Raw genomic sequence first — 25,575 nt, forward strand, 5'->3', positions numbered from 1 at the left:
TATCAACCCTCTCTGGTCACCCGCATTACTTCCTCCAGGGTCGTAATACCGGCCTTTACCTTATCCAAACCATCATCTCGGATACTGGGTGTATGATCCCGAATGGCTTTTTCAATCGCCATCTCACCCGCTTCCGCGTGGATCAGCTCCTGCACCTGCTCATCAATAATCAAGAGTTCATGAATACCTGTTCGACCACGGTAACCTTTGTTATTACAGGCTTCACAGCCATTAGCATGATAAAGGGTCAATGGTTCTGACGGTGTTAATCCAAACAGTTTCTTCTGCTCAATGTCTGCGTCATACGGCTGTCGACACGTTTTACACAAGGTTCTGACCAAGCGTTGTGCCAACACCCCAAGCAGAGAAGATGAAATCAAGAATGGCTCAACCCCCATATCGCGAATACGGGTCACCGCACCAATCGCGGTATTGGTGTGTAATGTAGAAAGCACCATGTGGCCGGTCAGAGAGGCTTGAACCGCTATCGAGGCGGTTTCCTGATCACGGATCTCACCAATCATCACCACATCGGGATCCTGACGCAAAATAGCACGCAGACCTCGGGCAAAGGTCATATCGACCTTCGTATTCACCTGAGTCTGACCGATACCATCTATATCAAATTCAATTGGGTCTTCAACCGTCAGAATATTGCGCTCTTTACCATTAAGCTCCTGCAACCCTGCGTACAACGTGGTCGATTTCCCCGAGCCTGTCGGGCCAGTCACCAGAATGATACCGTGAGGGCGCTCGATGAGACGACGGAAATTAGCATGATTGGCCGCAGTCATCCCTAAACTGTGGAGATCCAATCGGGTGGCATTTTTATCCAGCAAACGCAGTACCACCCGCTCACCGTGCGATGACGGCATGGTGGAAACCCGCACGTCAACCGCTCGACCACCAATTCGCAGCGAGATGCGTCCATCCTGAGGAACACGCTTCTCGGCAATATCCAGCCGCGCCATGACTTTAATACGAGAAACCAGCAGCGGGGCCAATTTCCGGCTCGGTTGCAATACTTCTCGCAAAACGCCATCAACTCGAAAACGGATCGACAAAACTTTCTCAAAGGTCTCAATATGAATATCCGATGCGGCTTCCTTAATGGCTTCCGCTAACATGGCGTTGATCAGTTTAATGATCGGAGCATCATCTTCCGACTCCAGCAAATCTTCCGTTTGCGGCAGCTCTTCGGCCAATGAAAAAAAGTCATCACTGTCAGAGCCAAGATCTTCCATTAACTGACGCGCTTCTGATGAGTCTCGCTGATAGGCCTCTGTCAGTTTCAGTTCAAACGCCTTATCATCCAATTCATGCGGCACAAAACTGTAACCTGAGACCCGACGGATCTCGGCTAACACGGCGGCCGTTAGGCTACCGCTGTAGAACAGAACCGCGTCCTGCTCCACGGTTTCAAGCACAACCCGGTGGCGCTTGGCAAAAGAAAATGGCAGCCGTAGCGGCAACGGCATTGCCAGTTGCGGACTCACATCAGCCATTACTGGTTGTCCTCCAACTGAGCAATAAAGGCGCGCACTTCAGGTGGTAGCGCAATATCGTCTCCGTATTTTGGCAATACCGGAACATCCGTATTTGGCATCAGACGCAGGCCTTGATCAGCACGATACAACTGCTCAGCACGAATGTAGTTATATTTACGCTGAGTGATCCCATCAGCAGTAACGCCATCGCGAATAATCGTCGGCTTGATAAAGACCATCAGGTTAGTCTTGCTCTTGGTGGTATTGGTCGACTTGAACAGATGGCCCAATACCGGAATATCCCCCAAAATCGGAATTTTCTGCTCACTCTCATTGACCTGATCTTGGATCAAGCCGCCCAGCGCGATCATCTGACCATCCTGCACCAGTACCGATGTGGTCAACTGACGCTTAGAGAACCGCACATCCACGGCGCCATCAGCACCCAGTACGTTAGAAACTTCCTGCTCAATTTTCAGCTGTACCGAATCCCCTTCGTTGATCTGCGGGGTCACGTTCAGCTTGATACCCACTTCCTTACGCTCAACGGTCTGGAACGGGTTATCATTGCTCGAGCTTGAAGTGGAGCCGGTAACAACTGGCACTTCCTCACCGACAATGAACGATGCTTCACCATTATCCATCACCGTAATACTCGGTGATGACAGAATGTTGGAATGACGATCGGAAGCCACGGCATTGACCAGCATGGTCCAGTCCCCCATCACGATACCCAGCGCGGCACCATTCACCCCGCCGAGTACGCTAGCGAGGGTACTGAAGTCACCTTGCTTGTCTGGATTCACTGTAATGTTACCGTTAGAATCCGTCACGGTAGTACCTTTGACTTCCTCCGCTTCTTTTAGGCCAATAGCATACTGGCCAATCGGTACACCAGAGTTACCAAACTGCACTACGCCGCCAGTGTCTGCACTGCCCCACTGCACGCCAAGGTTAATCCCGTCACCTTCAGACAGTTCAACAATCATCGCCTCAATCAATACCTGAGCACGACGAATATCCAACTGGGCAATAATATTTTCCAGCGCACGCATAATATCCGGCGGCGCAGTCAAGATCAGGGCATTAGTATCGTCATGGGCGGATATCATCACCTCACTCTTATTCGCTGAGCTTTTCGCGCTACCCTGCTTTTCCGCCTGAAGGTTATCAGATACCCCTTTTAGGACATCGACCAAATCTTCTGCATTGGCATATTTCAGGTAGACCACCCGGTTATTACCCGATGAGGCCATTTCTTTGTCCAACTGATGAATAAGACGCTTCAAGCGATTTCGCACTTGTGGGTCACCCGAGAGCAACACAGAGTTAGTCCGATCATCAGCAACCAATTTGGGCTGCAGGAATGGCGGCGTTGATTTCGCATCAGCGGTTTTATTCAAGGCATCAACGATACGGACCATTTCAGCAGCCGAAGCATTTCGCAGCTCGATCACATCAATTTCTTTATCACCGGCCCGGTCAACCCGTTCGATAATTTCCGCGAGTCGGTTTACGGTAGCAGCCCGCCCGGTGATCATAATGATATTGGCTGGATCATAATGCACCACGTTACCCGCACCGGCATTATCATTGAGCTGGCGTAACAACGGAGAAAGTTCACGTACTGAGACATTACGTACGGTAATCACTCGGGTGACAACTTCATCACCCTTAGCTTGATTACCATCACCTACCACAGGAATAGCTGAAATTTTGGCATCTTTATCTCGCACCACTTTGAGCACGCCGTTGTCCATCTCAACCACAGCAAAACCATACACTTCAAGCACGTTGAGGAAAAACTGGTAGTACTGTTCGTCATTGAGCAGATCATAGCTCCGGACGTTAACCTGGCCACGCACTGCCGGATCGACAATGATCGTTTTCTCCAGATTACGGCCAACGATATTGATGAACTCTTGAATATCGGTTCCTTTGAAACTGGCACTAAACTCACTCGCTAATGCTGAACTGCACATCAAGCTACTTAATAACCAGAGGGCACTTTTACCCATCCATTTTTTCACAAAAAACTCCTGCGCTATCGCATGTTCGTCTTAAACCGCTACTGCAGCTCAATATAAATATCATGTAGCTGACCATCACGCTCGACGGTCAGGGTAAAATCGGTGGCACTGGATAACTCAGTCCACAACTTGGCCATCACTGTCGCATCGGTCAGATCGTTACCATTAAGGCTTACCGCCAAATCATTGGCCTGAAGACCGACAGCATCAAACAGTGCCCGATCTTTACCTGGATTTACTCGATAACCAGCCAATTCACCATCACGTTTGACTTGAGATAACCGAATATAGCTAAACAGCGTTTGTGGTTTATCGAGGATTTCCTGCTTGATACGCCCAAGATCGGCACTAGTATCTTGTTTGTTTTGTTTAACTGGCGCCGACGCTCGCGTCTGTGGTGCTGGTGTGGTTAACGTTTTATTGAACTCCACCCCATCAAGCATCAGCGTTTCATCACGCCCACTATTACGAATAATCACGCGATCAACATAGACAGCCTGTAACGTGGCTCGAGTACCATCAATCGCTTCATGAAGCCCATAGGTGTTTTGTTTACCGCGGTGGGTGATCACCGCTAATGCCGTCTGTGGGTTAGAGCTGGCAACCAGTCCGACCAAGGTGAGACTGAGGCGCGTTTGTGGCGCATCCTGCTTCACAGGCTGTTTCACTTCAGCCACTGGTGCATTTTCTTGATAACGCCCAAACAAATTCATCGCCAAGATATCAGCGACCTCAGAACGCTCCTGAGAAGAGGCCATTACCGTCACAGGAGAAGGCTGCCAGTGAGTTGGCGCCACAGCAGGCTGCAATGCCAGCCATACCAAACGTCCTAAAATCCAGGCCAGTGTAATAACCATAAGCCCTGTCAGGAAACGTGTCAGTGAAGGAATGGAGAACCAACGCTTCGACTGCAGAGCGCCTAACCAATTTGCTGCTACCATGAAAAGTCCATCGTCCTGCGGAATAAAAAAATCGGCAATAATGCCAGAACCTCACAGGATACCGTTCTCAAGCACAAACGGCATCGTTAAATTCATAAATGATCACAGATTACCCAAAGAGATCACGGAAAAAATTACATCTACTATCAAGAGACTAGCTATATTATGTGATTTAATCCCAGTTTGTTGTTGAAATCCCGCGCTCATATCACCATTTATTACACTTAACCGCCTGCTGACGCCATGTGGGCAATATGGTACTTTTAGCGCCCTTTTGGGTAAGGAGCAGATTGTGGGCCAACAAACACCCCATCCTGACCACCTTCAGGTCCGTCTCGATAAATGGTTATGGGCCGCGCGTTTTTATAAAACCCGCTCGATTGCCCGCACCATGGTGGACGGTGGCAAGGTGCATTATAACGGTCAGCGTTCCAAACCCAGTAAAATGGTCGAACTCGGTGCTGAAATTCGATTACGTCAGGGTAATGAAGAAAAAACTGTCATTATTGAACAACTGTCTGCGACTCGTCGCGGGGCACCTGAAGCTCAGGCTCTGTATCAAGAAACGACAGCCAGTATCCAGCAGCGAGAAGAACACGCCAAAATGCGTAAACTCAATGCGTATGACAGCCCTAGCCCTGATAAGCGTCCAGATAAAAAACAACGACGCGATATAATTAAGTTTAAGAGTAATTCCAATTCAGACCATTAGGTAACAAGAATGCCAGATAGTTTCATTATACTGGCAGCCTCGCTCAAAATTGGTCATTCCAAACAGATGCTGGAGAAAACAAGCTAATGACAAATGACAGTCTATACCGTTACCTGTTTGACGGTGTATCCGTACGTGGTGAACTGGTTCAGCTCAGCGATACCTATCAACAAATTATTTCCAGCAAGGAATACCCTGCTCCCGTGCAATCACTACTGGGTGAATTACTGGTTGCGACTAGTTTGCTGACCGCAACCCTCAAGTTTTCTGGCTCAATCACCGTTCAACTGCAAGGCGATGGTCCGGTGAAACTGGCGGTGATTAATGGCGACAATGATCAGAAACTACGTGGTGTAGCACGCTGGGAAGGTGATGTACCAACGTCTGGCTCAATCCATGATTTGATGGGTAAAGGCCACATGGTGATCACTATCACCCCGACGAAAGGTGAGCGCTACCAAGGTGTTGTTGGCCTTGAAGGTGATAGCCTAGCAGCATGTCTAGAAGGCTACTTCGCCCAATCAGAGCAGCTCAAGACCCGTATCTGGCTACGTACCGGTGAATTTAACGGCGAAGCCAAAGCGGCAGGTATGTTGCTGCAGATCCTGCCAGACGACAAAGGCCATGACAGTGACTTTGACCACCTTGAGCAGCTAACCAATACAGTAAAAGACGAAGAACTGTTCGGCCTAGCTGCTGAAGACGTGCTATACCGCCTTTACCACCAAGAGACGGTAAAACTGTTCGATCCTCAGAACGTCACCTTCCAGTGTGGCTGCTCCCGTGAGCGCAGCGCCTCGGCAATTTGCTCGCTCGACCGCAGCGAAGTGGAACACATTGTTGCAGAAGAAGGCAAAATTGCCCTACATTGCGACTATTGTGGCAGTAGCTATGATTTTGACAGTGTTGATGTGGCGGCATTATTCGAAAACGCGGCTAAAAACGACAGCGATCAGTTGCATTAATTATTGGCTCTAATTAAGCCTGAAAGATAATTACAAAAGCCAGACTCTGTCTGGCTTTTTTATTCCTAAATAACATGATCCTTCATATTCCCGCCAGCAATCGTAACTCAGTAACACACCAATCCCCGCTTTTTTAAGTAGAAATATTAATCATTATACCTAGCGCAAATGATTTACATCGCGATAAACTTAAAACCCAGAATATGCTCAATATTTTACTTTAACTTAACTTTTTAATGATTGTTTTTTGATAAACATCCCTGAATTACCCCTTTAGGGTTGCTAGCATGGTTAACAGTTGAACATCATCTTACCCAAGGAGCACCTATGACCGTTATGAACGTCGAAAAAAAGGTTGCAATAAATATGGATCTATCTCAGTACGGTATCAGCAATGTTACAGAAATCGTGCGTAACCCAAGTTATGAGGTTCTGTTCGAAGAAGAAACCAAACCTGGCCTGGAAGGATACGAAAAAGGTATCGTTACCGAGCTAGGTGCCGTTTCTGTCGACACCGGTATTTTTACCGGCCGTTCGCCAAAAGATAAGTTCATCGTCAAAGATGACACTACTGAAAACACCATGTGGTGGGCTGACCAAGGCAAAAATGATAATAAGAGCATTGGTCAAGAAGCGTGGAACGATCTGAAAGCTCTAGTTACCAACCAATTGTCTGGCAAGCGCCTGTTTGTCATCGATGGCTACTGTGGTACTAACCCAGATACACGCTTGTGTATCCGAGTGATCACGGAAGTTGCTTGGCAGGCTCACTTTGTCAAAAACATGTTCATTCGTCCGACAGAAGAAGAGCTTACCTCTTTTGAACCTGACTTTGTGGTCATGAATGGCGCCAAGTGTACTAACCCGAACTGGGAAGCACACGGCATGAACTCTGAAAACTTCACCGTTTTCAACCTAACAGAAAAAATGCAACTGATCGGCGGTACTTGGTACGGCGGCGAAATGAAGAAAGGTATGTTCGCAATGATGAACTACTTCCTTCCGCTACAAGGCATTGCATCAATGCACTGCTCAGCTAACATGGGTAAAGAAGGTGACGTTGCCGTATTCTTCGGCCTATCTGGCACTGGCAAGACAACCCTATCCACCGACCCTAAACGTGCATTGATCGGTGATGATGAGCACGGTTGGGATGACAACGGTGTCTTTAACTTTGAAGGTGGTTGCTACGCCAAAACCATTAACCTGTCCAAAGAAGCAGAGCCTGATATCTATAATGCTATCCGTCGTGATGCGCTGCTTGAGAACGTCACTGTACGCAGCGATGGCTCTATTGACTTTGACGATAACTCAAAGACAGAAAACACCCGAGTTTCTTACCCAATCTATCACATCGAGAATATCGTTAAGCCGGTATCAAAGGGTGGCCATGCCAACAAGGTTATCTTCCTGTCTGCCGATGCGTTCGGGGTTCTTCCTCCGGTATCGAAGCTGACGCCTGAGCAAACCAAATACCACTTCTTGTCAGGCTTTACGGCCAAACTGGCTGGTACTGAGCGTGGTATCACCGAACCAACGCCAACATTCTCTGCGTGTTTCGGTAATGCGTTCCTGACTCTACACCCAACCAAGTACGCCGAAGTACTGGTTAAGCGTATGGAAGCGGCTGGCGCAGAAGCTTACTTGGTTAACACTGGCTGGAACGGTTCAGGCAAGCGTATCTCTATTCAAGATACCCGTGGCATTATCGATGCGATCCTTGATGGTTCAATAGATAAAGCAGAAACCAAAATCGTTCCTATCTTTAACCTTGAAGTCCCAACATCACTACCAAGAGTGCATCCAGAAATTCTGGACCCACGTGATACGTATACTGATCCACTTCAGTGGGAAAGCAAGGCGAAAGATTTGGCTGAGCGCTTTATCAACAACTTCGACAAGTACACGGATACAAGCGAAGGTGCCTCTCTGGTTACAGCTGGCCCACAGCTAGACTAAGACATAAGCTAACAAACGATCTGGCCCCTCACTCGAGGGGCCTTTTTATTGGGCCCGCGCAAAATAGCGAGCAGAGCCTTGCAGCATGTAAGGTTTTATCGCCTAATAACCGCATCATCACTATTCTGTGTCAGGAGAATGCATGCGCCTGTTTGGGAAAATAATGGCTACCCTGTTGGTATTGTTAGCTCTTGGGGTCAGCATGACCCTGACGCTGATGCATACCCACTATGCCACACCAATCGCACTGCAAATCATCAACGGGTTCAGTCCTTATTCGCTCGCAGCCGATCGTATTGATTACCACATCGATACCCCCTGGCAGTTGACGATTACACACCCCGCTCTTTCTGTCGCGGAAGGACAGCCACCACTGACGGCCCAGCAACTGATCCTATGGCTTAACCCAGTAAGCCTCATCCAAAGACACTGGCAATTCGATACGATTCTTATTGATAAACCGAGTTTAACCAATACACAAGTCTCGCCCTTTTCACTGCCTGAAATACGCAGTCAACGATTAGCACTCCGAAACCTGACAGTAAACCTCGCAAGCCTTAGCTTGAATAATGGCAAAATAGAATTGGATAACTGGCATTTTCAGCCAACTGACCCACGCCCATTCTGGCAGCAATTTGACGGTGACTTTCGACTCACAGCCGATAGCTTAAACTGGCAACAGCTACCGTTCAAAACGGTATTGCTCGATGGTGAGCATCATCGTGACCACTGGACGTTATACGGCCTCTCTGCCAAATGGCAGCAAGCGAGCCTCAATGGTCAATTGGAATACAATACTAACGAGCGCCATCTCACCCTTCACCAGCTCACTCTTGCCGGACTGAAGCTGCAATCTGATGACATGCTGGCACCTGTGCTCGATACACTCAAGCAACTCGAACACACCGGCTTTAGTGCCACTGTCAGCCAGCTCGATATCCTCAACAGCAGTATTGAACTGCCCACTGCAAGCCTGAACCATGCCAGCCTGTCATTAGAAAACTGGCACTGGCCCCAGTCCGCTTTTCAGCAAACCAAGGCCTGGCTATCGTTCAATGCAGATAGTGGGATCTGGCACCACACCGCCTTTAATGACCCTCTGTTCGATCTGGCATTCACTCCGCAGCAGATAAAGATTAATGGTGCATCGATTAAGGCGCTAGAAGGTTACTGGCGTACCGATGGAACTCTCACACCTGATAGCCTGTTAATTGATAACCTGGCCATCAATGGCGTTAAGTGGCTGCAGTCAGACAATGCGGAGATACCATACCCACCAGCCGTCGACCACCTGAAACAGGTCACCATCAACAACCTTGATATCGGCTACACGCAACTGACAGCGGCTAAAAAAAGTTGGCCATGGCAGATCTCAGGGCTTAATGTCAGCGGCCATGATCTGATCATCATGCAAGGTGGCAAACCAGGGTTATGGCAAGGATCACTGACAACCAGTGCCTACTTAGCCAGTCTGAACACCATCGATCTGATTGAGCCACTGATTCAAATGCAGGCCAATCAGGGGCATTGGCAGATATCGCAGGCGATAATCCCATTCAAAGACGGTTTACTCGACGCTCAGGGGAGATTGGATCTTGGTGCGGATGGCATACCTTGGTCAGTCACTGCTGAAGGTGACAGCCTGCCAACCCGTATTTTTAGCCAATGGCTGGATCTGCCTCTGCCTGTCACAGGGAAAATGGACCTCAGCGCCCATGCCAGTGGGCTTGGCCAACATCAAACCAGTTTAGCCTACAGCCTAGATGGGACAGTATCCGTCACCTTCCGTGATACCTCTCTCACCACACCTGTCGCCACCCTGTGGCAGCAATGGGCCATGGACGCAGATTCAGAGCAGGAAGGCGTTCAACAAAAACAGGAGGGCAATCAGCCTCCTCTATCAAACACCGCAAGTCTGTCGCAGCGCGTTGATCTGTCACCATTGATGATTCACAGTGACCGTGGGCGGATTCAGCTAGCTCCGTTCTCCTTAACACATGCCGATCTAACGGCGGTTGTAAAAGGAAAGTGGGACTTAGCCGTCCCCGACGAGCAACAGATTAGCGTGGATGCAACACGGGATTGCCAGCGCCTGCAACGACACTGGCATGTAGAACATCAGACGCTATCCGTATCATCCTGCGAAGGATAAAGCATATAAGTACCATTGAAGCTGGCGGCCAGCGTCTCACCACTAAAAACATGTACCTTCACTACCGCCCGTCCCTTACGGTGTTTGGCTAGGCGTTCCACATCACCTTGCAGATCCTCAACGGTCACTATAGCCCGTGGCCGTTCTTTTACCGGAGACAGATAACGGATATGACTATCAGCCAGAACTATCTCCGCTCCTAGCTTACGTTCTTTCAGTAACATCCAGATAAAGCCCCACCCTGCCAATGTCGCCATGGTAAAAATACTGCCAGCGAACATACTCTCGCTCGGGTTGAGGTTGGCATTGATCAGCGCGCTGACCTCGAATCGATACCCGGTGTACTGACTAATTTTTATCCCCATTTTTTCGCTAATAGGGATCTGTGCCTGCCATAATGCCTGTAACTGCTGACACCATTCCGGATGACGTACGACCTCATTCAGTGGATCCAAATGCTTGAGCATCTGCTGGTGCCGTACCGGTCCTTTTTCTTCACTCAGCTCTCCCTGACTGGTAAAGCCACCACGTAAATAAAACGGTATTGCATCTTCTCTGGCATTACAGACCAGCCGCTTCGCACCATCCTGCCGGGCTAACGATTCCAATGCCATCAATACAATCGCCCCCATACCTTGGTGACGATGCGCAGGATGCACGGCCATATAGCGGATCTGGCCATCATTATCGGGGGTCATATACAACCGGCCAATCGCAATGGTGTCATCACTGTCACTCACTATCATCCGGTGACAACTCATGTCATCGTAGGCATCCCGCTCCGAGCCTACCGGCATATGCCAAGGTTCACGGAGCATCCGCCAACGAAAGTCGTAATAACGGGCCAGCTCGTCTGCCGTCTTTGGTGTGATCAGTCGAAACATGAAATCCCTCTCTTACTATCCTGAGGACATCCGTCCTCACGCCGTCGTTATACCTGCAACCAAAATGTCACCGGACCATCATTCAGTAATGCGACTTTCATATCTGCAGCAAAAATCCCGGTTTCCGTCTTAATCGCAGTGTCTCGGCAGCACTCAACAAAATAATCATACAGCCGCTCGGCATCTGCTGGGGCCGCGCCTCGCGCCGAAAAACTCGGGCGCATGCCGCTATTGGTATCAGCCGCCAAGGTAAATTGCGACACCACCAATACACTCCCTCCTGCCTGCTGCACATTGAGGTTCATCTTACCAGCGTCATCCTCAAACACCCGATAGCCCAGTACTTTATCACGCAAGCGCTTTGCCTTAGCGTCATCATCCCCTTTCTCGACCCCAAGTAGAACCAGCAGCCCTTTGCCGATAGTGCCTGTGATCTGGCCATCGACCGTCACACTCGCCTCACTTACGCGTTGAATAAGCGCAATCATGTTTCATTACCTTTATTTTTAGTGATGTCATTTAATTCGGCGACCGTCGGCACCGTCGCCTGTGTCGCCTTACAATCAGGATGCCAATGAGCCCGTTCTCCCAAACTAGCGGTAATTTCTGCCCCAATCAACACGATACACCAACACAGGTAGACCCAAACAAAGAGGATCGGCACAACAGCCAAAGCACCATAAATCATCTGGTACGACGGGAAATTGGCGATATAAAGCGCAAACCCTTTCTTACTCAGCTCAAACAGCACGCTGGCTGTTACTGCACCGATCAACGCATGATTAAAACGCACCTTGGTATTGGGTACTAACATATAAAGCCCAAGAAAGGCACTGCTCGACATCAAAACGGGTAGCCAGCGCAAACTACGCTGCAACATGCCATTCACCGCCTCACTGTCCAATAAGTTCAGCGAGCCCAAATAGGAGCTGACGGCAATGCTTGACCCCATCAAAATAGGCCCTAACGTTAATACCATCCAGTAAATCGAAAAGGAAATGACCGGACGGCGTTTTTCATGCGCCCGCCAAATATAGTTTAATGCTTGATCGATCGACGAGATCAGCATCATCGCAACCACAAACAGCGCGCCAATCCCGACTGCCGTCATCTTGCCCGCATTGGCAACAAATTCATTGAGGTAGGTGCGAACCACGTCACCTGCTGCGGGGACAAAATTCTCTATTACAAAATCCTGCAACAGCGTTCCCAGCCCGGAAAAAACCGGAAAAGCAGACAGCGCCGCTAACACCACCGTGATCAACGGTACCAGTGAGAGCAACGTAACATAAGCCATTGAACCAGCAGTCACTGTTAGCCGATCATGGCCAATTCGATGATACAGATAACTACTATACGCTATCACAGTCTGTACCCCCTGCCGCCACTGGCGCTTGCCTGTTATCTTTTTGTCAGCCATAGTCATGTCATTATTTGCTTGTATTCACTTCTAAAATTCAAGTTTATAGAAAAAATTCTAGAACAATTGGAGATCATTATGCCTTATCTGCTCGCTATTTTACTCAGCTTGACCACCCTCACTGGCTGCCAGAGTGCTTACTATTCAGCCATGGAAAAGGTTGGCGTTTATAAGCGCGACATAATGGTTGATCGCGTTGAAGACGCCAATGAAGCACAGCAAGATGCGCAACAACAATTCACGAGTGCACTGGATGCACTCAAAGCACTCAACCAGTTTGATGGAGGTGATCTCGAAGCCGCTTATAATCAAATTAACGACCAATATCAAGCCAGCAGCGACGCTGCAGAAAAGGTTAGCGAACGCATTGCCGCTATCGAAGATGTCGCCGATGCCCTGTTTGATGAATGGCAAGATGAGCTCGCACTGTACTCCAGTGCGACCCTGCGTCGCGACAGCGAACGCAAACTCACCAGCACCAAAGCCTCTTACCAACGTATGCTCCGCGCTATGATCAAAGCAGAAAGCAAAATGACCCCGGTACTCAATACGCTGCGAGATAATACCCTCTACCTCAAGCATAACCTCAATGCCGCTGCGATTGGGTCTTTGCAAGGTGAATTCCATAGCCTGCAACGTGATATTTCACGCGCAATTTCCGATATGGAAGCCGCCATTGCGGAATCAGACAAGTTTATCTCTCAGCTCAAAAAAGCTTAGCCCGTCAATCTATACCGCGCCCGCCTGCTTCAGGTGGGCGAGGAGCCAATTGGTGCGTGCTTCCAGCACCAGCCATGGCACCTCAATAGTTTGATACCCCAGTCCTTGATAGGTCGCTAACAGCTGCTGATGAATTTGCTCGGCGTCTTCAAAAGTATGTGGCCGCTCCTCATCCTGAACATAGATTTCACGGTTCGGCGCACAGAAAAATACGGTCGGATAATACCCTTTCGCAGCATCAAGATAATCCGCTGTAACTTGATGGCCACCAAGGGACAAATAAGCACAAATATCCCCAATTGCTCGATCGACAAATGCCGGCATCGTGCCACGTCCAGCTTGCTCACGCTGGAGACTCATCATATCCAGGCATAGCGCAGCAAAGCGGGGGAGATCCGTCCAGGGCAAGATCCCGTTTTCCTGTGCTGACTGATCACGGATCAGGGTACGAGAGACCTCCGCAAATGTCATATATCCTCGCTGGGTCAACGCCTCAACTAACGAGGTCTTACCCGCGCCGGGGCCGCCGGTAATGATAATAGGCTGCATAAATTCTTCTTTTTATTTTTTGTAGGGGCCAGATACAACAATCCCCCCATGGTAGCACCGATGGGGGGATTGATTAACGCTGGATCACAACGTTATTTATTTTACTGAACGACCTGCGCGCTTACGATCGTTTTCAGTAAGAAGTTTCTTACGGATACGAATGCTTTCAGGTGTTACTTCTACTAGCTCATCGTTGTCGATGAATTCTAGTGCCTGCTCAAGGGTGTACTTAATTGCAGGAGAAAGTGTTTGAGCTTCATCAGTACCAGAAGCACGAACGTTTGTTAGCTGCTTACCTTTCAGACAGTTTACAGTTAGGTCGTTAGAACGGTTGTGAATACCAACGATCTGACCTTCGTATACTTCATCTGCATGCTCAGCAAATAGACGACCACGCTCTTGTAGGTTAAACAGTGCGTAAGTCAGTGCTTTACCTGTTGCGTTTGAAATCAATACGCCGTTGTTACGCTGGCCGATAGTACCGCCTTTGTGCTCACCGTAATGATCAAAAGTATGGTAAAGCAGACCTGAACCTGAAGTCAGGGTCATAAACTCAGTCTGGAAGCCAATAAGGCCACGAGAAGGCATCATGAAGTCCATGCGAACACGGCCTTTACCATCGGGTGCCATGTCAGTCATCTCGCCTTTACGTAGGCCGATGTTTTCCATGATACCGCCCTGATGCTCTTCCATCACGTCGATAGTTACTGTTTCAAACGGTTCCATTAGCTTGCCGTCTTCTTCTTTCAGAATTACTTCTGGACGAGATACTGCTAGCTCGAAACCTTCACGACGCATGTTTTCGATCAGGATAGACAGGTGAAGTTCACCACGGCCTGATACGCGGAATTTATCTGGGTCTTCAGTTTCTTCAACGCGTAGTGCTACGTTGTGAACCAATTCTTTCTGCAGACGCTCAAGGATGTTACGTGAAGTTACGTACTTACCTTCTTTACCTGCGAACGGCGAGGTGTTTACCTGGAACGTCATCGTTACTGTTGGTTCATCAACAGATAGCGGAGTTAACGGATCTGGGTTGTTCACATCACAGATAGTGTCAGAGATCTTAAGCTCGCCAAGACCAGTGATAGCAATGATGTCACCAGCGGTTGCTTTCTCGATATCGTGACGCTCAAGGCCTAGATAACCTAGAACTGTGCCCACTTTACCGTTACGTTTCTTACCGTCAGCACCAACAACACAAACCTGCTGGTTTGGTACGACTGAACCACGTGTTACGCGCGCAACACCGATAACACCTACGTAAGAGCTGTAGTCAAGCTGAGAGATTTGCATCTGTAGCGGACCATCAACGTCAACGTTTGGCGCATCAACGTTATCAACGATAGCTTGGAACAACGGTTCCATGTTCTCGCCAATTTCGCCTTCTTCTAGGGTTGCCCAGCCGTTCAGTGCTGATGCGTAAACCACTTTAAAGTCTAGCTGTTCGTCAGATGCACCTAGGTTGTCGAATAGGTCAAAGATTTGATCCATTACCCACTCAGGACGCGCACCAGGACGGTCAATTTTGTTGATTACAACGATTGGCTTCAGGCCGTGAGCAAACGCTTTCTGTGTAACGAAACGCGTTTGAGGCATTGGGCCGTCAACGGCGTCAACGATAAGAAGCACAGAGTCAACCATTGACATGATACGCTCAACTTCACCACCGAAATCGGCGTGTCCTGGGGTATCTACGATGTTGATACGGTAGTCATTCCAGTTAATCGCTGTGTTCTTAGCAAGAATGGTAATACCACGCTCTTTTTCGATGTCGTTGGAATCCATTACGCGTTCTTCAACTTCACCGCGAGACTCTAACGTGCCAGACTGCTGAAGCAGTTTGTCAACCAAGGTAGTTTTACCGTGGTCAACGTGCGCAATAATTGCGATATTTCTTAATTTGTCGATCTGTTGATTAGACATGGATTCACATTCACTCAGAACATGCAGCGGCCGGATGGCGCCACTTGGTTAAAAAAACGGCTCATAATCTAACAGATTTTACGCTAAAACCCACGTAATATGTGATTTATATCACCGCCTTTTTTATTCATCCTGCTTAGACTCTGTTTTTCCACTTCTTTCAGACAAAAAAACACCCTATAAAGCCACATCCTAGTTACTTATTATTTACCTTGCTGATTGACAATATTCAACACGGGCTAATAGTAGATGCGCACACCGTCAGGGTGAAGTCATACCTGGCGCACCAATATGGTGCAATATATCCCCATATTAGTGCAGAGAATGGAATTTCATCGGCCCGCAGCACCACAAATGCGCTGCTTTAGGGCTTTTAAAAGTTGGCACGGTTATCGCATACCTATATTGCAATAGAGCACAACACTGCTCACAATAAATTTGTTGCGGCCGCTGCCCAATCTAACACCGGAGGTTACTCAAGATGTCAGTTGAAAACGTACTAGCGCTGATCCAGGAAAACGAAGTGAAGTTTGTTGACCTACGCTTTACCGATACCAAAGGTAAAGAACAGCATATCTCTATCCCATCTCACCAAATCGATGCTGACTTCTTTGAAGACGGTAAGATGTTCGATGGTTCATCTGTTGCTGGCTGGAAGGGCATCAACGAATCAGACATGGTCATGATGCCAGATGCAGCAAGTGCGGTACTTGACCCATTCACTGAAGACGCAACACTGAACATCCGCTGTGACATCCTCGAGCCAGCCACCATGCAAGGTTACGATCGAGACCCACGCTCTATTGCTAAGCGCGCTGAAGATTTTATGCGTGCAACTGGCGTTGCTGACACGGTATTAGTGGGTCCTGAGCCAGAGTTCTTCCTGTTTGATGACGTTAAGTTCAACACTGACATGTCAGGTTCTTTCTTCAAAATCGATGACATCGAGGCCGCTTGGAACACTGGCTCTGATATCGCCGGTGGTAACAAAGGTCACCGCCCAGGCGTGAAAGGCGGTTACTTCCCAGTGGCACCGGTTGATTCATCACAAGATATCCGTTCGGCTATGTGTTTGGTCATGGAAGAAATGGGCCTAGTGGTTGAAGCACACCACCACGAAGTAGCGACTGCAGGTCAGAATGAAATCGCAACACGTTTCAATACCCTGACCACCAAAGCCGATGAAATCCAAATCTACAAATATGTTGTCCACAACGTGGCACATGCATTTGGCAAAACGGCGACCTTCATGCCTAAACCACTGGTTGGTGATAACGGCAGCGGTATGCACGTACACATGTCTTTAAATAAAGACGGCCAGAACCTATTTGCGGGTGATAAATACGGCGGCCTATCTGAAATGGCACTGTACTACATTGGCGGTATCATCAAGCACGCACGTGCCATCAATGCTTTTGCAAACCCAGCAACCAACTCGTACAAGCGTCTGGTACCAGGTTATGAAGCCCCCGTCATGCTGGCTTACTCTGCCCGTAACCGTTCTGCCTCTATCCGTATCCCAGTGGTACCAAGCCCGAAAGCTCGTCGTATCGAAGTTCGTTTTGGTGACCCAGCAGCGAACCCATACTTGGCATTTGCTGCCATGCTAATGGCTGGCCTTGACGGTATTAACAACAAGATCCACCCAGGCGAAGCCATGGACAAGGACTTGTACGACCTACCTGCAGAAGAAGCTGCAGAGATTCCAAAAGTAGCGGAATCTCTAGACATCGCGCTGAAGAACCTTGATGAAGATCGTGAGTTCCTCACGGCTGGCGGCGTATTCTCTGATGACTTCATTGACTCTTACATCCAGCTAAAATCTGCCGATGTAGAGCGAATCAATATGGCCACTCACCCACTAGAGTTCGAACTGTACTACTCTGTATAAGTAATCGGTACAGCAATAACACGATAAACTTAGGCCAGCATCACATGCTGGCCTTTTTCATATTGCTGCCAGCGGTAACCCCGCCAACAATAACCAGACCATCCACAGCCATGTCGGTCAAGTCATGAAAACACTCTACTTCATTCTTCTTAGTGGCCTAATTTGTAGCCTTCATATCAGTACCGCCACTGCCGATACCATCTATAGCTGGGAAGATGACGACGGAGTTGTGCATTTTTCTGATCAACCTCACCCAGAAGCGAAACCACTGGAGATCAAACCACCCAAAATCCAATCCGCCCCAGAACCAGCAGCTGACACCGTGCAAGCAGACATCGTTAAAAAGGCTGAGGATAACGCCGCTTTCCTTCCTCCAGAAGTGATCCTACTCAGTCCTGCCCATCAGGCAACGCTGCGTGATAACAGTGGCAATATCACCGTCACGGCCAGCAGCAATCGAAAACTCAACAAAGGACATACGGTAAGATTACGCCTTGACGGCAATATCAGTGGTCGCTCGCAAACTCAACTTGATTGGCAGCTCAATCATCTCGACCGCGGCAGCCATACGTTGCAAATCGAATTACTAAAATACGGCAAGGTAATTGCATCATCAGATAAGATCACTGTCTATCTGCACCGTGCCAGCATTAAGCAGCAAAAACCGAGCAAACCCATGCCCAAATAACAGGTTTGGCGACTTTTTCTTCACGCTATCCGATAGACAGGCTACACTTGAATGCACCATATTGGTGCGATCGAAGTTCAATGCACCATAACGCACTGAACCAACAAGGATGGTAACTGTGACGGCTGAATTTTCGCCCATGATCCTAGACAATCTGGTAACGGCCATTGTACTGCTCGACGAAAAGTTGACCATTCGCTACGTCAACCCAGCAGCAGAGCAGTTGCTCTCATTCAGCAAACGCCGACTGGACAATACTTGCTTTGCTAATCTACTTCAGCATACCTCGCTCGACCTTGCGCTGATCCAAGCTACGCTGCATAGCGGGCAAGGCTTAGCCGACAGTGATGTCACCTTCGTTATTGATGGTCGCCATCACACATTAGAACTCAGTGCCAGTCCATTGTCATGGCAGCGCGAATTGTTGATTCTGCTTGAGCTCAAACCCATAGATCAACAGCGCCGGATCAGCCAGGAGCTCAGCCAACATGCCCAACAACAGGCCGCCAAAGAGCTCGTCCGTGGCCTCGCTCATGAAATCAAGAACCCGCTGGGTGGCTTACGCGGGGCGGCTCAGTTACTGGAAAAGACCCTCCCCGATCCCAGTTATACCGAATATACCCAAATGATTATTGAACAGGCCGATCGGCTGCGTAATCTAGTTGATCGCCTCTTAGGGCCTCAGCGTCCCGGAACCCGTCACGAGGACAATATCCATGTTGTACTAGAGAAAGTTCGTCAACTGATCAGCCTTGATAGTGATGACACAATTCAAATTCACCGCGATTACGATCCTAGCCTGCCAGACTTTATGATGGATCCGGAACAACTCGAGCAAGCGGTACTCAATATCGTCAGTAATGCGGCCCAAGCCCTGCAACAAGCTGGTGGCGGCAATATTACCCTGAAGACCCGAACAGCCCATCAGACACTGATCCACGGGCGGCATTATCGCGTTGTTGCCAAAATTGACATTATCGATGATGGTCCAGGGATCCCGCGTGATATCCAAGACACCCTATTTTACCCCATGGTTACAGGTAGACAGGGTGGGACAGGGTTAGGCTTATCGATTGCCCAGACGCTTGTCGACCAACATCAAGGCAAAATTGAAGTGGTAAGCTGGCCGGGGCATACCAAATTCACTCTGTACCTCCCGATAAAATAACGGCTATTCCCCACACCATAAACCGATAGACAAGAGGATTCGCTATGAGCAAAGGACTAATCTGGGTCGCTGACGATGACAGCTCGATTCGCTGGGTACTAGAACGCACACTCAACGCTGCCGGGCTACAATGTGAAACCTTTGCCAATGCTGATAGCGTAATGGCGGCACTGGAACGCAGTGTTCCCGATGTCTTGGTCTCTGATATCCGGATGCCCGGCATGGATGGGCTCACGTTGCTCAAAAACCTGCAGCACAGCTACCCGACGCTTCCTGTGATTATCATGACGGCCCACTCCGATCTCGATGCGGCCGTGAATGCCTATCAGGAAGGTGCTTTTGAATACCTGCCTAAGCCGTTTGATATTGATGATGCGGTAAGCCTTGTTGAGCGTGCGGTCACCCACAGCCAAGAACAAAAACGCCAGCAAAAGCCGGAGCCCCTGAAGCCCAACACACCAGAAATTATCGGTGAAGCACCAGCCATGCAGGAAGTTTTCCGGGCGATCGGCCGACTATCCCGCTCCTCAATCTCGGTTCTGATCAACGGCGAGTCAGGGACAGGCAAAGAGTTGGTCGCCCATGCATTGCACCGTCACAGCCCCCGCAGCCAAAAAGAATTCATTGCCCTCAACATGGCTGCCATTCCTAAAGACCTTATCGAATCAGAGCTGTTTGGTCATGAGAAAGGCGCTTTCACCGGGGCCAACAGCGTGCGTCAGGGTCGCTTCGAACAGGCAAACGGCGGCACCTTGTTCTTAGATGAGATTGGCGACATGCCGCTAGATATCCAGACCCGCCTACTGCGCGTATTGGCGGATGGCCAGTTCTATCGTGTTGGGGGTCACTCACCAGTCAATGTCGATGTTCGGATCATTGCCGCCACCCACCAAAATCTGGAGCAATTAGTCGCCAACGGCGATTTTCGTGACGATCTCTTTCACCGCCTTAATGTGATCAGGGTGCACCTCCCTGCCCTCAAAGATCGCCGACAGGATATTCCTCAATTAACCCGCCATTTCCTCCAGCGGGCCTCCGATGAATTAGGCGTCGAAGCCAAAATCCTCCACCCCGATACCGATGACGCTTTAACCAAGCTTAACTGGCCCGGTAATGTACGTCAGCTGGAAAATACCTGTCGCTGGCTCACCGTCATGGCCAGTGGTAAAGAAATACTGCCAAACGATCTCCCCCCTGAGTTGATCGCCCCTGCATCATCAGTGGAAACCCATTCCAGCCACCAGCACTGGCATCATGCCCTGGAAAAATGGGCGACCGATAACTTACGTCAAGGCAATCATAATCTGCTTGGGGAAGCCCTACCCGAATTTGAAAAAATCCTGCTAGAAGCGGCCTTGGATCACACCCATGGTCATAAGCAAGAAGCAGCCCGTCTATTAGGCTGGGGACGTAATACCCTCACCCGCAAACTGAAGGAGCTCGATATTATTACGGATTAGTGATATCGAATAGGCAAAGGGCTGTCGCGGCTCTGAGATCAACAGCGCAGGTAAGCATCAACAGAGTTTCTCTTCGCAGCGACAATCTGCGTCATTATCTATAATGATTGTCACGGGTTACTTGCGTATACTGCCCTACCAGTTTTACATGGGATACCAATAATTATGATTACCAAGCAGCTTCCTTTAACTGATCTCCATCGCCACCTTGATGGCAACATTCGCATCCAAACAATTCTTGAACTCGGCCAACAGTTCGGTATGGCACTACCTGGCAATAGTCTCGAGTCCCTGCGTCCACACGTTCAGATTGTCGAAGCTGAGCCAAGTCTCGTCGCATTCCTCGCTAAATTAGACTGGGGTGTGGCCGTATTGGGTGATCTTGATGCCTGTCGCCGCGTGGCTTATGAGAACGTGGAAGATGCGTTGAATGCCCAGATTGATTACGCAGAACTGCGTTTCTCCCCTTTCTATATGGCAATGAAACACAACCTGCCGGTGGCTGGTGTAGTAGAAGCCGTGGTTGATGGTGTTCGTGCTGGCTGTCGTGATTTTGGTATCCAGGCCAACCTTATCGGGATCATGAGCCGTACCTTTGGTTCCCAAGCTTGTCAGCAGGAATTGGATGCTCTGCTCAGCCAGAAAAACCATTTAGTTGCCATCGATCTGGCGGGTGATGAACTCGGCCAACCGGGCGATCAGTTCCTTGCCCACTTCAAGCAAGTACGCGATGCCGGCCTACAAGTTACGGTTCATGCAGGTGAAGCTGCTGGTCCGGAAAGTATGTGGCAAGCCATTCGAGATCTCGGCGCGGTACGTATCGGTCACGGTGTAAAAGCAATCCAAGACCCTGCGCTGATGGATTATCTCGCCGAACATAAAATTGGGATCGAGTCATGCCTGACCTCAAACATCCAGACCAGCACCGTCGCGTCGTTTGCGACTCACCCGGTTAAACAGTTCCTTGAGCATGGGATCCTCGCTTGTCTCAATACCGACGATCCTGCGGTTGAAGGCATTGAATTACCCCATGAATATGAAGTGGCTGCCCAGCAAGTCGGACTAAGCCAAGCTCAGATCCGCCAAGCGCAAATTAACGGCCTAGAGCTTGCCTTCCTGTCTGACAATGACAAGCAGAGCCTGAAAGATAAAGCGGCAACACGCGGCTAATACCAATCAGGAGCAGCGCAGATAATTGCAAAACAGCCCCCGAGCCATTGCTGGTTCGGGGGCTGTTTTATCTGGGATAATCAATGTCACAGCGCTGATGCGTTAAATCACCCGAGAAAACTGCTGCTGACGGGCGCGATCGCGTAAATATTTATCAAAGCACATACAAATATTACGGATCAGCAAGCGCCCTTTTAATGCCACGTTCACTGAGTGCTCATCCACTATGACTAACTCATCATTGATGAAGGTTTTCAACAACGTTAAGTCTTCAGCAAAATATTGGTCAAAATCAATGTCAAACTGTTGCTCAATCACTTGCTTATCAAGCTTAAAGTTACAAATTAATGCTTTGATAACCTCACGACGCAGCAAATCGTCAGCATCCAATAAAACACCTTTCCATAAGGCTTGATGCTTCTCACCCACGTTGGTGTAGTAATGCTTGAGCTCTTTCTGGTTCTGGGCGTAACAGTTACCAATCATGGAAATCGCCGAGACCCCAAGCCCCAGCAGATCACACTCACCTTGGGTGGTATAACCCTGGAAGTTACGATGCAAAATACCTTGGCGCTGGGCAATAGCTAATTCATCATCCGGCAACGCAAAGTGATCCATGCCGATAAACTGATAACCGGCCCCGGTCAGGGTTGCAATGGTATTTTGCAACATCGCTAGCTTCTCTTTTGCTGCCGGCAAATCTTCATCTTTAATTTTACGTTGCGCAGCAAATAGCGCAGGCATATGGGCATAGTTAAACACCGATAGTCGACCTGGGCGCATCGTCAGTACCTGCTCCAGCGTTTGTGCGAAGAGCTCGCAATTTTGCTTTGGCAGGCCATAAATCAAATCAAGGTTTGTGGAGCGGAAACCCAATTCACGGGCTCGTTCAACCATCGCAAAAATAAACGCTTCATCTTGCTCTCGATTCACCAGTTTTTGGACTTCTTTGTTAAAGTCCTGCACCCCGATACTCAATCGGTTAAACCCTTCGGCACGCAGGTGGTCGAGAATATCTAACTCTATCTCACGCGGATCAACTTCAATACTGATTTCAGCATCATCGTCGAACGAAAACTGCTCACGCAACATCGTCATCAAACGGCTGATCTGAGGTTTCGTGAGGAAGGTTGGCGTACCACCGCCCCAGTGCAGTTGACTCACTTGGCGATCACCCAACAACGTGGCACGCTGGCGAATTTCCTGCTCTAACACATCCAGATATTCATCTGCTTTATGCTGATGACGAGTAATGATCTTATTGCAGCCACAGTAGTAACAGAGCTTATGGCAAAACGGGACATGAACATACAGTGAAAGTTTGCGATCCGGATACAGAGCACACGCCATATCGAATTCTGCTGACGTAAAGGCTTCATGAAATTCTAGGGCTGTCGGATAGGAGGTGTAACGTGGGCCAGAATAATTGTATTTTTCGATTAAGGCCTGATCCCAAATAATCTGCTCATTTGACATGACATACTTCCACTTAAAATAAGGAGGAGAAGAGGTTGCGATATACCAAGTGTGCCATAACTCGATAACGATGTAGATAGATAGCGGGGCAACCGATGGATCCGCAATCCTCCTATCAACGATGCATCAATAAGGGGATCGCGGCCAAACAACGATTAGGCTGTCGCTTTGTTTACTAGGATTTGAGCCAATTCAGCCTTGATCGCATCAAGGAGCCGAGCTTCTGCTTTCATACGCTCTAAGTCGAGTTTCATGCGTTCTTTTTTCTCCAACGATTGACGCTGCTCGCCACGAGGCATGTCTTTCACCACCTGATAAAGCTCGTACATCGCGGGATACTGATGACAGAAATCGACCTGCTGTGCGCCTTGCAGCACTTCCATCAGTTTATACAGGCGAATGGTCACTTCAGACATATCGCACTGATCTTGCTTACCAGCTTCAGCAATAATCATCACACTGTCCATGATATTGGCGTTGCGCTGCCTAATACCTTCAACTTGTTGCTGTTGCGCCCGAGCCAAAAAGGCCTGATGGCGCTGGTGCTGACGATACAGCTTTGCAAGCAAGTAACTGGCGTACGACGCCAGTACAACAATGATGATTACAGCCAGTCCTAGCCAAAGCGTCATATCCTGCAAGGGTTACTCCTTGTCGAAATCGTCGTAATCCATGTTTTCAAACATATCCAGCAAATCATCATCAGAACGCGGGCCTTTTTTAGCCACAGGTGCTGCTTCGAACGCGGGTTCTTCGTCATCAAACAAGCCTAGCTGCTTCATCAGGCGCTCGATACGATCGAGTTTCTGATCGACCTGCTTCTGCAGACCTGCACCCAGTTTCTCACCGGCATCAATGCGATCTAACAGCACTATCAATTGTGCATCATTCTCAAGCATTGCCAATTCCTGCTCTGCACTTAGACGACGCTCTTTCTTGGTAGTCGGTTTCGCTTCAACAACCAACGGCACCAATTTTTTGCTACCATGACGAGGATCTTTACGCTTAGCCGCAGTACGCGGATCTGCCAACTCTACTGCTGAATGGCGGCTGCCAGACTTGAGGCCTTTGCGCTTTTTCTCTTTCTTGCGCTGCAGACCTTCAATATTAGCCTGGTTAGTCGATTTCTCTTTATATACTGCAGGACCTTCCGATCCTACTTTGCGTGTTCTTTTCTTACGTGTCATTACTGGGTTTTCCTCAGCAAAATTACATCATTCCCAACAAATTCGACGTCCAGGCCATCTCGTTCGGCCAAGGAGTGGAACGTCTCGCGACTGAAAAAGCTCACGTGCGTGGGATCGTTCTTGTAATGCCATTGCGCAAAGGCATCTGCATCAGTTGCTAACTTGGTCATCAGTCCTAGCCATCCGCCAGGTTTTACCATTCCAAGTAGCTGCCCCCATTCCTTTGCAGGCTGATAAAAGTGTTCAATCGCCTCAGTACAAGTGACAAAATCGTACACGGTCTCCAGTACCTCTGGGTGAGCGGCAAAATACGGATCATAGATAGCCATATTATGGCCAGCCTCTGCCAGCATCAACGACAAGGTCGGCCCTGGTCCACAACCGAAGTCCAACCCCTGCTGTGGTGTTTCCCCCAATCGAGTCAGTAACGGCGCGGCAAGGCGATCAAGAAAACGTCGGTACCCCGGATCGTCTGGATTATTCTCATGCAGATCATAGTGCGCTTTTTCAGCTTCAGGCGACAGCCTTGCCAGCGGATCAGCAAAAATCAAGGCGCACTTACCACAACGGAAATACTGACGACGCCGATCTTGATGAAAGACATCAACATTATGACTATCGCATAGCGGACAAATCTGCATTTCAGCTCTCTGGTTAGGGCTTTCCCGTCAGGGCATTGCCACGGCTCTCAATGAAGCCGCGTATCATAGCAGATTTGATGGAGAAATGTGCACTACCAACAGAGCGAGAAATATACTCACAAAAAAGTACCGGAGTCAGTACGTTGTCT

The 25,575-nt window shown here is 49.0% G+C and carries 22 protein-coding genes; 10 read left to right on the plus strand and 12 right to left on the minus strand.

Annotated elements, in window-relative coordinates:
- Nucleotides 1–2: 2 nt before the first annotated feature.
- Genes gspE through gspC form a run of 3 tightly spaced genes read right to left on the minus strand, consistent with a single transcriptional unit; the run spans nucleotide 3 to nucleotide 4,458 of the window.
- Nucleotides 3–1,505 (minus strand): type II secretion system ATPase GspE, encoded by a 1,503-nt coding sequence (gene gspE / locus L4D12_RS14290; protein WP_428448521.1) that lies wholly within the window; start codon nucleotides 1,503–1,505, stop codon nucleotides 3–5.
- Nucleotides 1,505–3,517, minus strand: a complete 2,013-nt coding sequence (gene gspD, locus L4D12_RS14295) for a type II secretion system secretin GspD (RefSeq protein WP_428448522.1) — start codon at nucleotides 3,515–3,517, stop codon at nucleotides 1,505–1,507. Before gspD ends, gspE begins: the two co-directional genes overlap by 1 nt.
- 38 nt (nucleotides 3,518–3,555) lie before the next feature.
- Nucleotides 3,556–4,458, minus strand: a complete 903-nt coding sequence (gene gspC / locus L4D12_RS14300) for a type II secretion system protein GspC (RefSeq protein WP_428448523.1) — start codon at nucleotides 4,456–4,458, stop codon at nucleotides 3,556–3,558.
- A gap of 292 nt (nucleotides 4,459–4,750) precedes the next feature.
- Between gspC and hslR the strand changes: the two genes are divergently transcribed.
- The 4 genes from hslR to L4D12_RS14320 all read left to right on the plus strand — a co-directional run bounded on the left by hslR (nucleotide 4,751) and on the right by L4D12_RS14320 (nucleotide 10,246).
- The gene (gene hslR / locus L4D12_RS14305) at nucleotides 4,751–5,170 is read left to right on the plus strand and encodes a ribosome-associated heat shock protein Hsp15 (RefSeq protein WP_428448524.1); all 420 of its coding nucleotides are present in this window, start codon (nucleotides 4,751–4,753) and stop codon (nucleotides 5,168–5,170) included.
- An 86-nt stretch (nucleotides 5,171–5,256) separates the two neighbouring features.
- The gene (gene hslO, locus L4D12_RS14310; protein ID WP_428448525.1) at nucleotides 5,257–6,135 is read left to right on the plus strand and encodes an Hsp33 family molecular chaperone HslO; all 879 of its coding nucleotides are present in this window, start codon (nucleotides 5,257–5,259) and stop codon (nucleotides 6,133–6,135) included.
- A gap of 327 nt (nucleotides 6,136–6,462) precedes the next feature.
- The gene (pckA, locus tag L4D12_RS14315; RefSeq protein WP_428448526.1) at nucleotides 6,463–8,094 is read left to right on the plus strand and encodes a phosphoenolpyruvate carboxykinase (ATP); all 1,632 of its coding nucleotides are present in this window, start codon (nucleotides 6,463–6,465) and stop codon (nucleotides 8,092–8,094) included.
- 142 nt (nucleotides 8,095–8,236) lie between these two features.
- Complete coding sequence (locus tag L4D12_RS14320; protein ID WP_428448527.1) at nucleotides 8,237–10,246, plus strand: AsmA family protein; 2,010 nt, start codon at nucleotides 8,237–8,239, stop codon at nucleotides 10,244–10,246.
- Here the strand turns inward: L4D12_RS14320 and L4D12_RS14325 are convergent.
- The 3 genes from L4D12_RS14325 to L4D12_RS14335 are packed head-to-tail and all read right to left on the minus strand — an operon-like array spanning nucleotide 10,213 to nucleotide 12,550.
- Nucleotides 10,213–11,130 carry a bifunctional GNAT family N-acetyltransferase/hotdog fold thioesterase gene (locus L4D12_RS14325; RefSeq protein WP_428448528.1) on the minus strand — a complete coding sequence of 306 codons (918 nt, stop codon included), beginning with the start codon at nucleotides 11,128–11,130 and terminating at the stop codon, nucleotides 10,213–10,215. The genes L4D12_RS14320 and L4D12_RS14325 overlap by 34 nt on opposite strands.
- A 47-nt stretch (nucleotides 11,131–11,177) precedes the next feature.
- On the minus strand, nucleotides 11,178–11,618 hold the full coding sequence (gene dtd, locus L4D12_RS14330) for a D-aminoacyl-tRNA deacylase (RefSeq protein WP_428448529.1): 441 nt from the start codon (nucleotides 11,616–11,618) through the stop codon (nucleotides 11,178–11,180).
- Nucleotides 11,615–12,550 carry a virulence factor BrkB family protein gene (locus L4D12_RS14335; protein ID WP_428448530.1) on the minus strand — a complete coding sequence of 312 codons (936 nt, stop codon included), beginning with the start codon at nucleotides 12,548–12,550 and terminating at the stop codon, nucleotides 11,615–11,617. The genes dtd and L4D12_RS14335 overlap by 4 nt, the downstream gene beginning before the upstream one ends.
- Nucleotides 12,551–12,628: 78 nt before the next feature.
- Between L4D12_RS14335 and L4D12_RS14340 the strand changes: the two genes are divergently transcribed.
- Nucleotides 12,629–13,270, plus strand: coding sequence for a DUF2959 domain-containing protein (locus L4D12_RS14340; protein WP_428448531.1), 642 nt, complete (start codon nucleotides 12,629–12,631; stop codon nucleotides 13,268–13,270).
- A gap of 9 nt (nucleotides 13,271–13,279) precedes the next feature.
- Here the strand turns inward: L4D12_RS14340 and L4D12_RS14345 are convergent, their stop codons facing one another.
- Entirely contained in the window at nucleotides 13,280–13,819 is a 540-nt protein-coding gene (locus tag L4D12_RS14345) for an AAA family ATPase (protein WP_428448532.1), read from the minus strand.
- Nucleotides 13,820–13,915: 96 nt separating this feature from the next.
- Nucleotides 13,916–15,745, minus strand: a complete 1,830-nt coding sequence (gene typA, locus L4D12_RS14350) for a translational GTPase TypA (RefSeq protein WP_428448533.1) — start codon at nucleotides 15,743–15,745, stop codon at nucleotides 13,916–13,918.
- Between the two features lie 481 nt (nucleotides 15,746–16,226).
- Between typA and glnA the strand changes: the two genes are divergently transcribed.
- The 5 genes from glnA to add all read left to right on the plus strand — a co-directional run bounded on the left by glnA (nucleotide 16,227) and on the right by add (nucleotide 22,122).
- Nucleotides 16,227–17,636 (plus strand): glutamate--ammonia ligase, encoded by a 1,410-nt coding sequence (gene glnA / locus L4D12_RS14355; protein WP_428448534.1) that lies wholly within the window; start codon nucleotides 16,227–16,229, stop codon nucleotides 17,634–17,636.
- 124 nt (nucleotides 17,637–17,760) lie between these two features.
- The gene (locus L4D12_RS14360) at nucleotides 17,761–18,324 is read left to right on the plus strand and encodes a DUF4124 domain-containing protein (RefSeq protein WP_428448535.1); all 564 of its coding nucleotides are present in this window, start codon (nucleotides 17,761–17,763) and stop codon (nucleotides 18,322–18,324) included.
- 109 nt (nucleotides 18,325–18,433) lie between these two features.
- A complete protein-coding gene (gene glnL, locus L4D12_RS14365; RefSeq protein WP_428448536.1) occupies nucleotides 18,434–19,492 on the plus strand; it encodes a nitrogen regulation protein NR(II) in 1,059 nt (352 codons plus the stop codon).
- A 44-nt stretch (nucleotides 19,493–19,536) separates the two neighbouring features.
- Nucleotides 19,537–20,952: a nitrogen regulation protein NR(I) gene (gene glnG, locus L4D12_RS14370; protein ID WP_428448537.1), complete on the plus strand. Its 1,416-nt coding sequence runs from the start codon at nucleotides 19,537–19,539 to the stop codon at nucleotides 20,950–20,952.
- Between the two features lie 165 nt (nucleotides 20,953–21,117).
- Nucleotides 21,118–22,122 (plus strand): adenosine deaminase, encoded by a 1,005-nt coding sequence (gene add / locus L4D12_RS14375; protein ID WP_428448538.1) that lies wholly within the window; start codon nucleotides 21,118–21,120, stop codon nucleotides 22,120–22,122.
- 102 nt (nucleotides 22,123–22,224) lie between these two features.
- Here the strand turns inward: add and hemN are convergent, their stop codons facing one another.
- The 4 genes from hemN to L4D12_RS14395 all read right to left on the minus strand — a co-directional run bounded on the left by hemN (nucleotide 22,225) and on the right by L4D12_RS14395 (nucleotide 25,426).
- Nucleotides 22,225–23,598: an oxygen-independent coproporphyrinogen III oxidase gene (gene hemN, locus L4D12_RS14380; protein WP_428448539.1), complete on the minus strand. Its 1,374-nt coding sequence runs from the start codon at nucleotides 23,596–23,598 to the stop codon at nucleotides 22,225–22,227.
- Nucleotides 23,599–23,753: 155 nt separating this feature from the next.
- Entirely contained in the window at nucleotides 23,754–24,230 is a 477-nt protein-coding gene (locus L4D12_RS14385) for a DUF2489 domain-containing protein (RefSeq protein ID WP_428448589.1), read from the minus strand.
- A 12-nt stretch (nucleotides 24,231–24,242) separates the two neighbouring features.
- Complete coding sequence (yihI, locus tag L4D12_RS14390; protein WP_428448540.1) at nucleotides 24,243–24,785, minus strand: Der GTPase-activating protein YihI; 543 nt, start codon at nucleotides 24,783–24,785, stop codon at nucleotides 24,243–24,245.
- Nucleotides 24,785–25,426 carry a class I SAM-dependent methyltransferase gene (locus tag L4D12_RS14395; protein WP_428448541.1) on the minus strand — a complete coding sequence of 214 codons (642 nt, stop codon included), beginning with the start codon at nucleotides 25,424–25,426 and terminating at the stop codon, nucleotides 24,785–24,787. Before L4D12_RS14395 ends, yihI begins: the two co-directional genes overlap by 1 nt.
- Nucleotides 25,427–25,575 lie beyond the last annotated feature (149 nt).

This window comes from Photobacterium nomapromontoriensis, from assembly GCF_050336815.1.
Lineage (GTDB): Bacteria > Pseudomonadota > Gammaproteobacteria > Enterobacterales > Vibrionaceae > Photobacterium > Photobacterium nomapromontoriensis.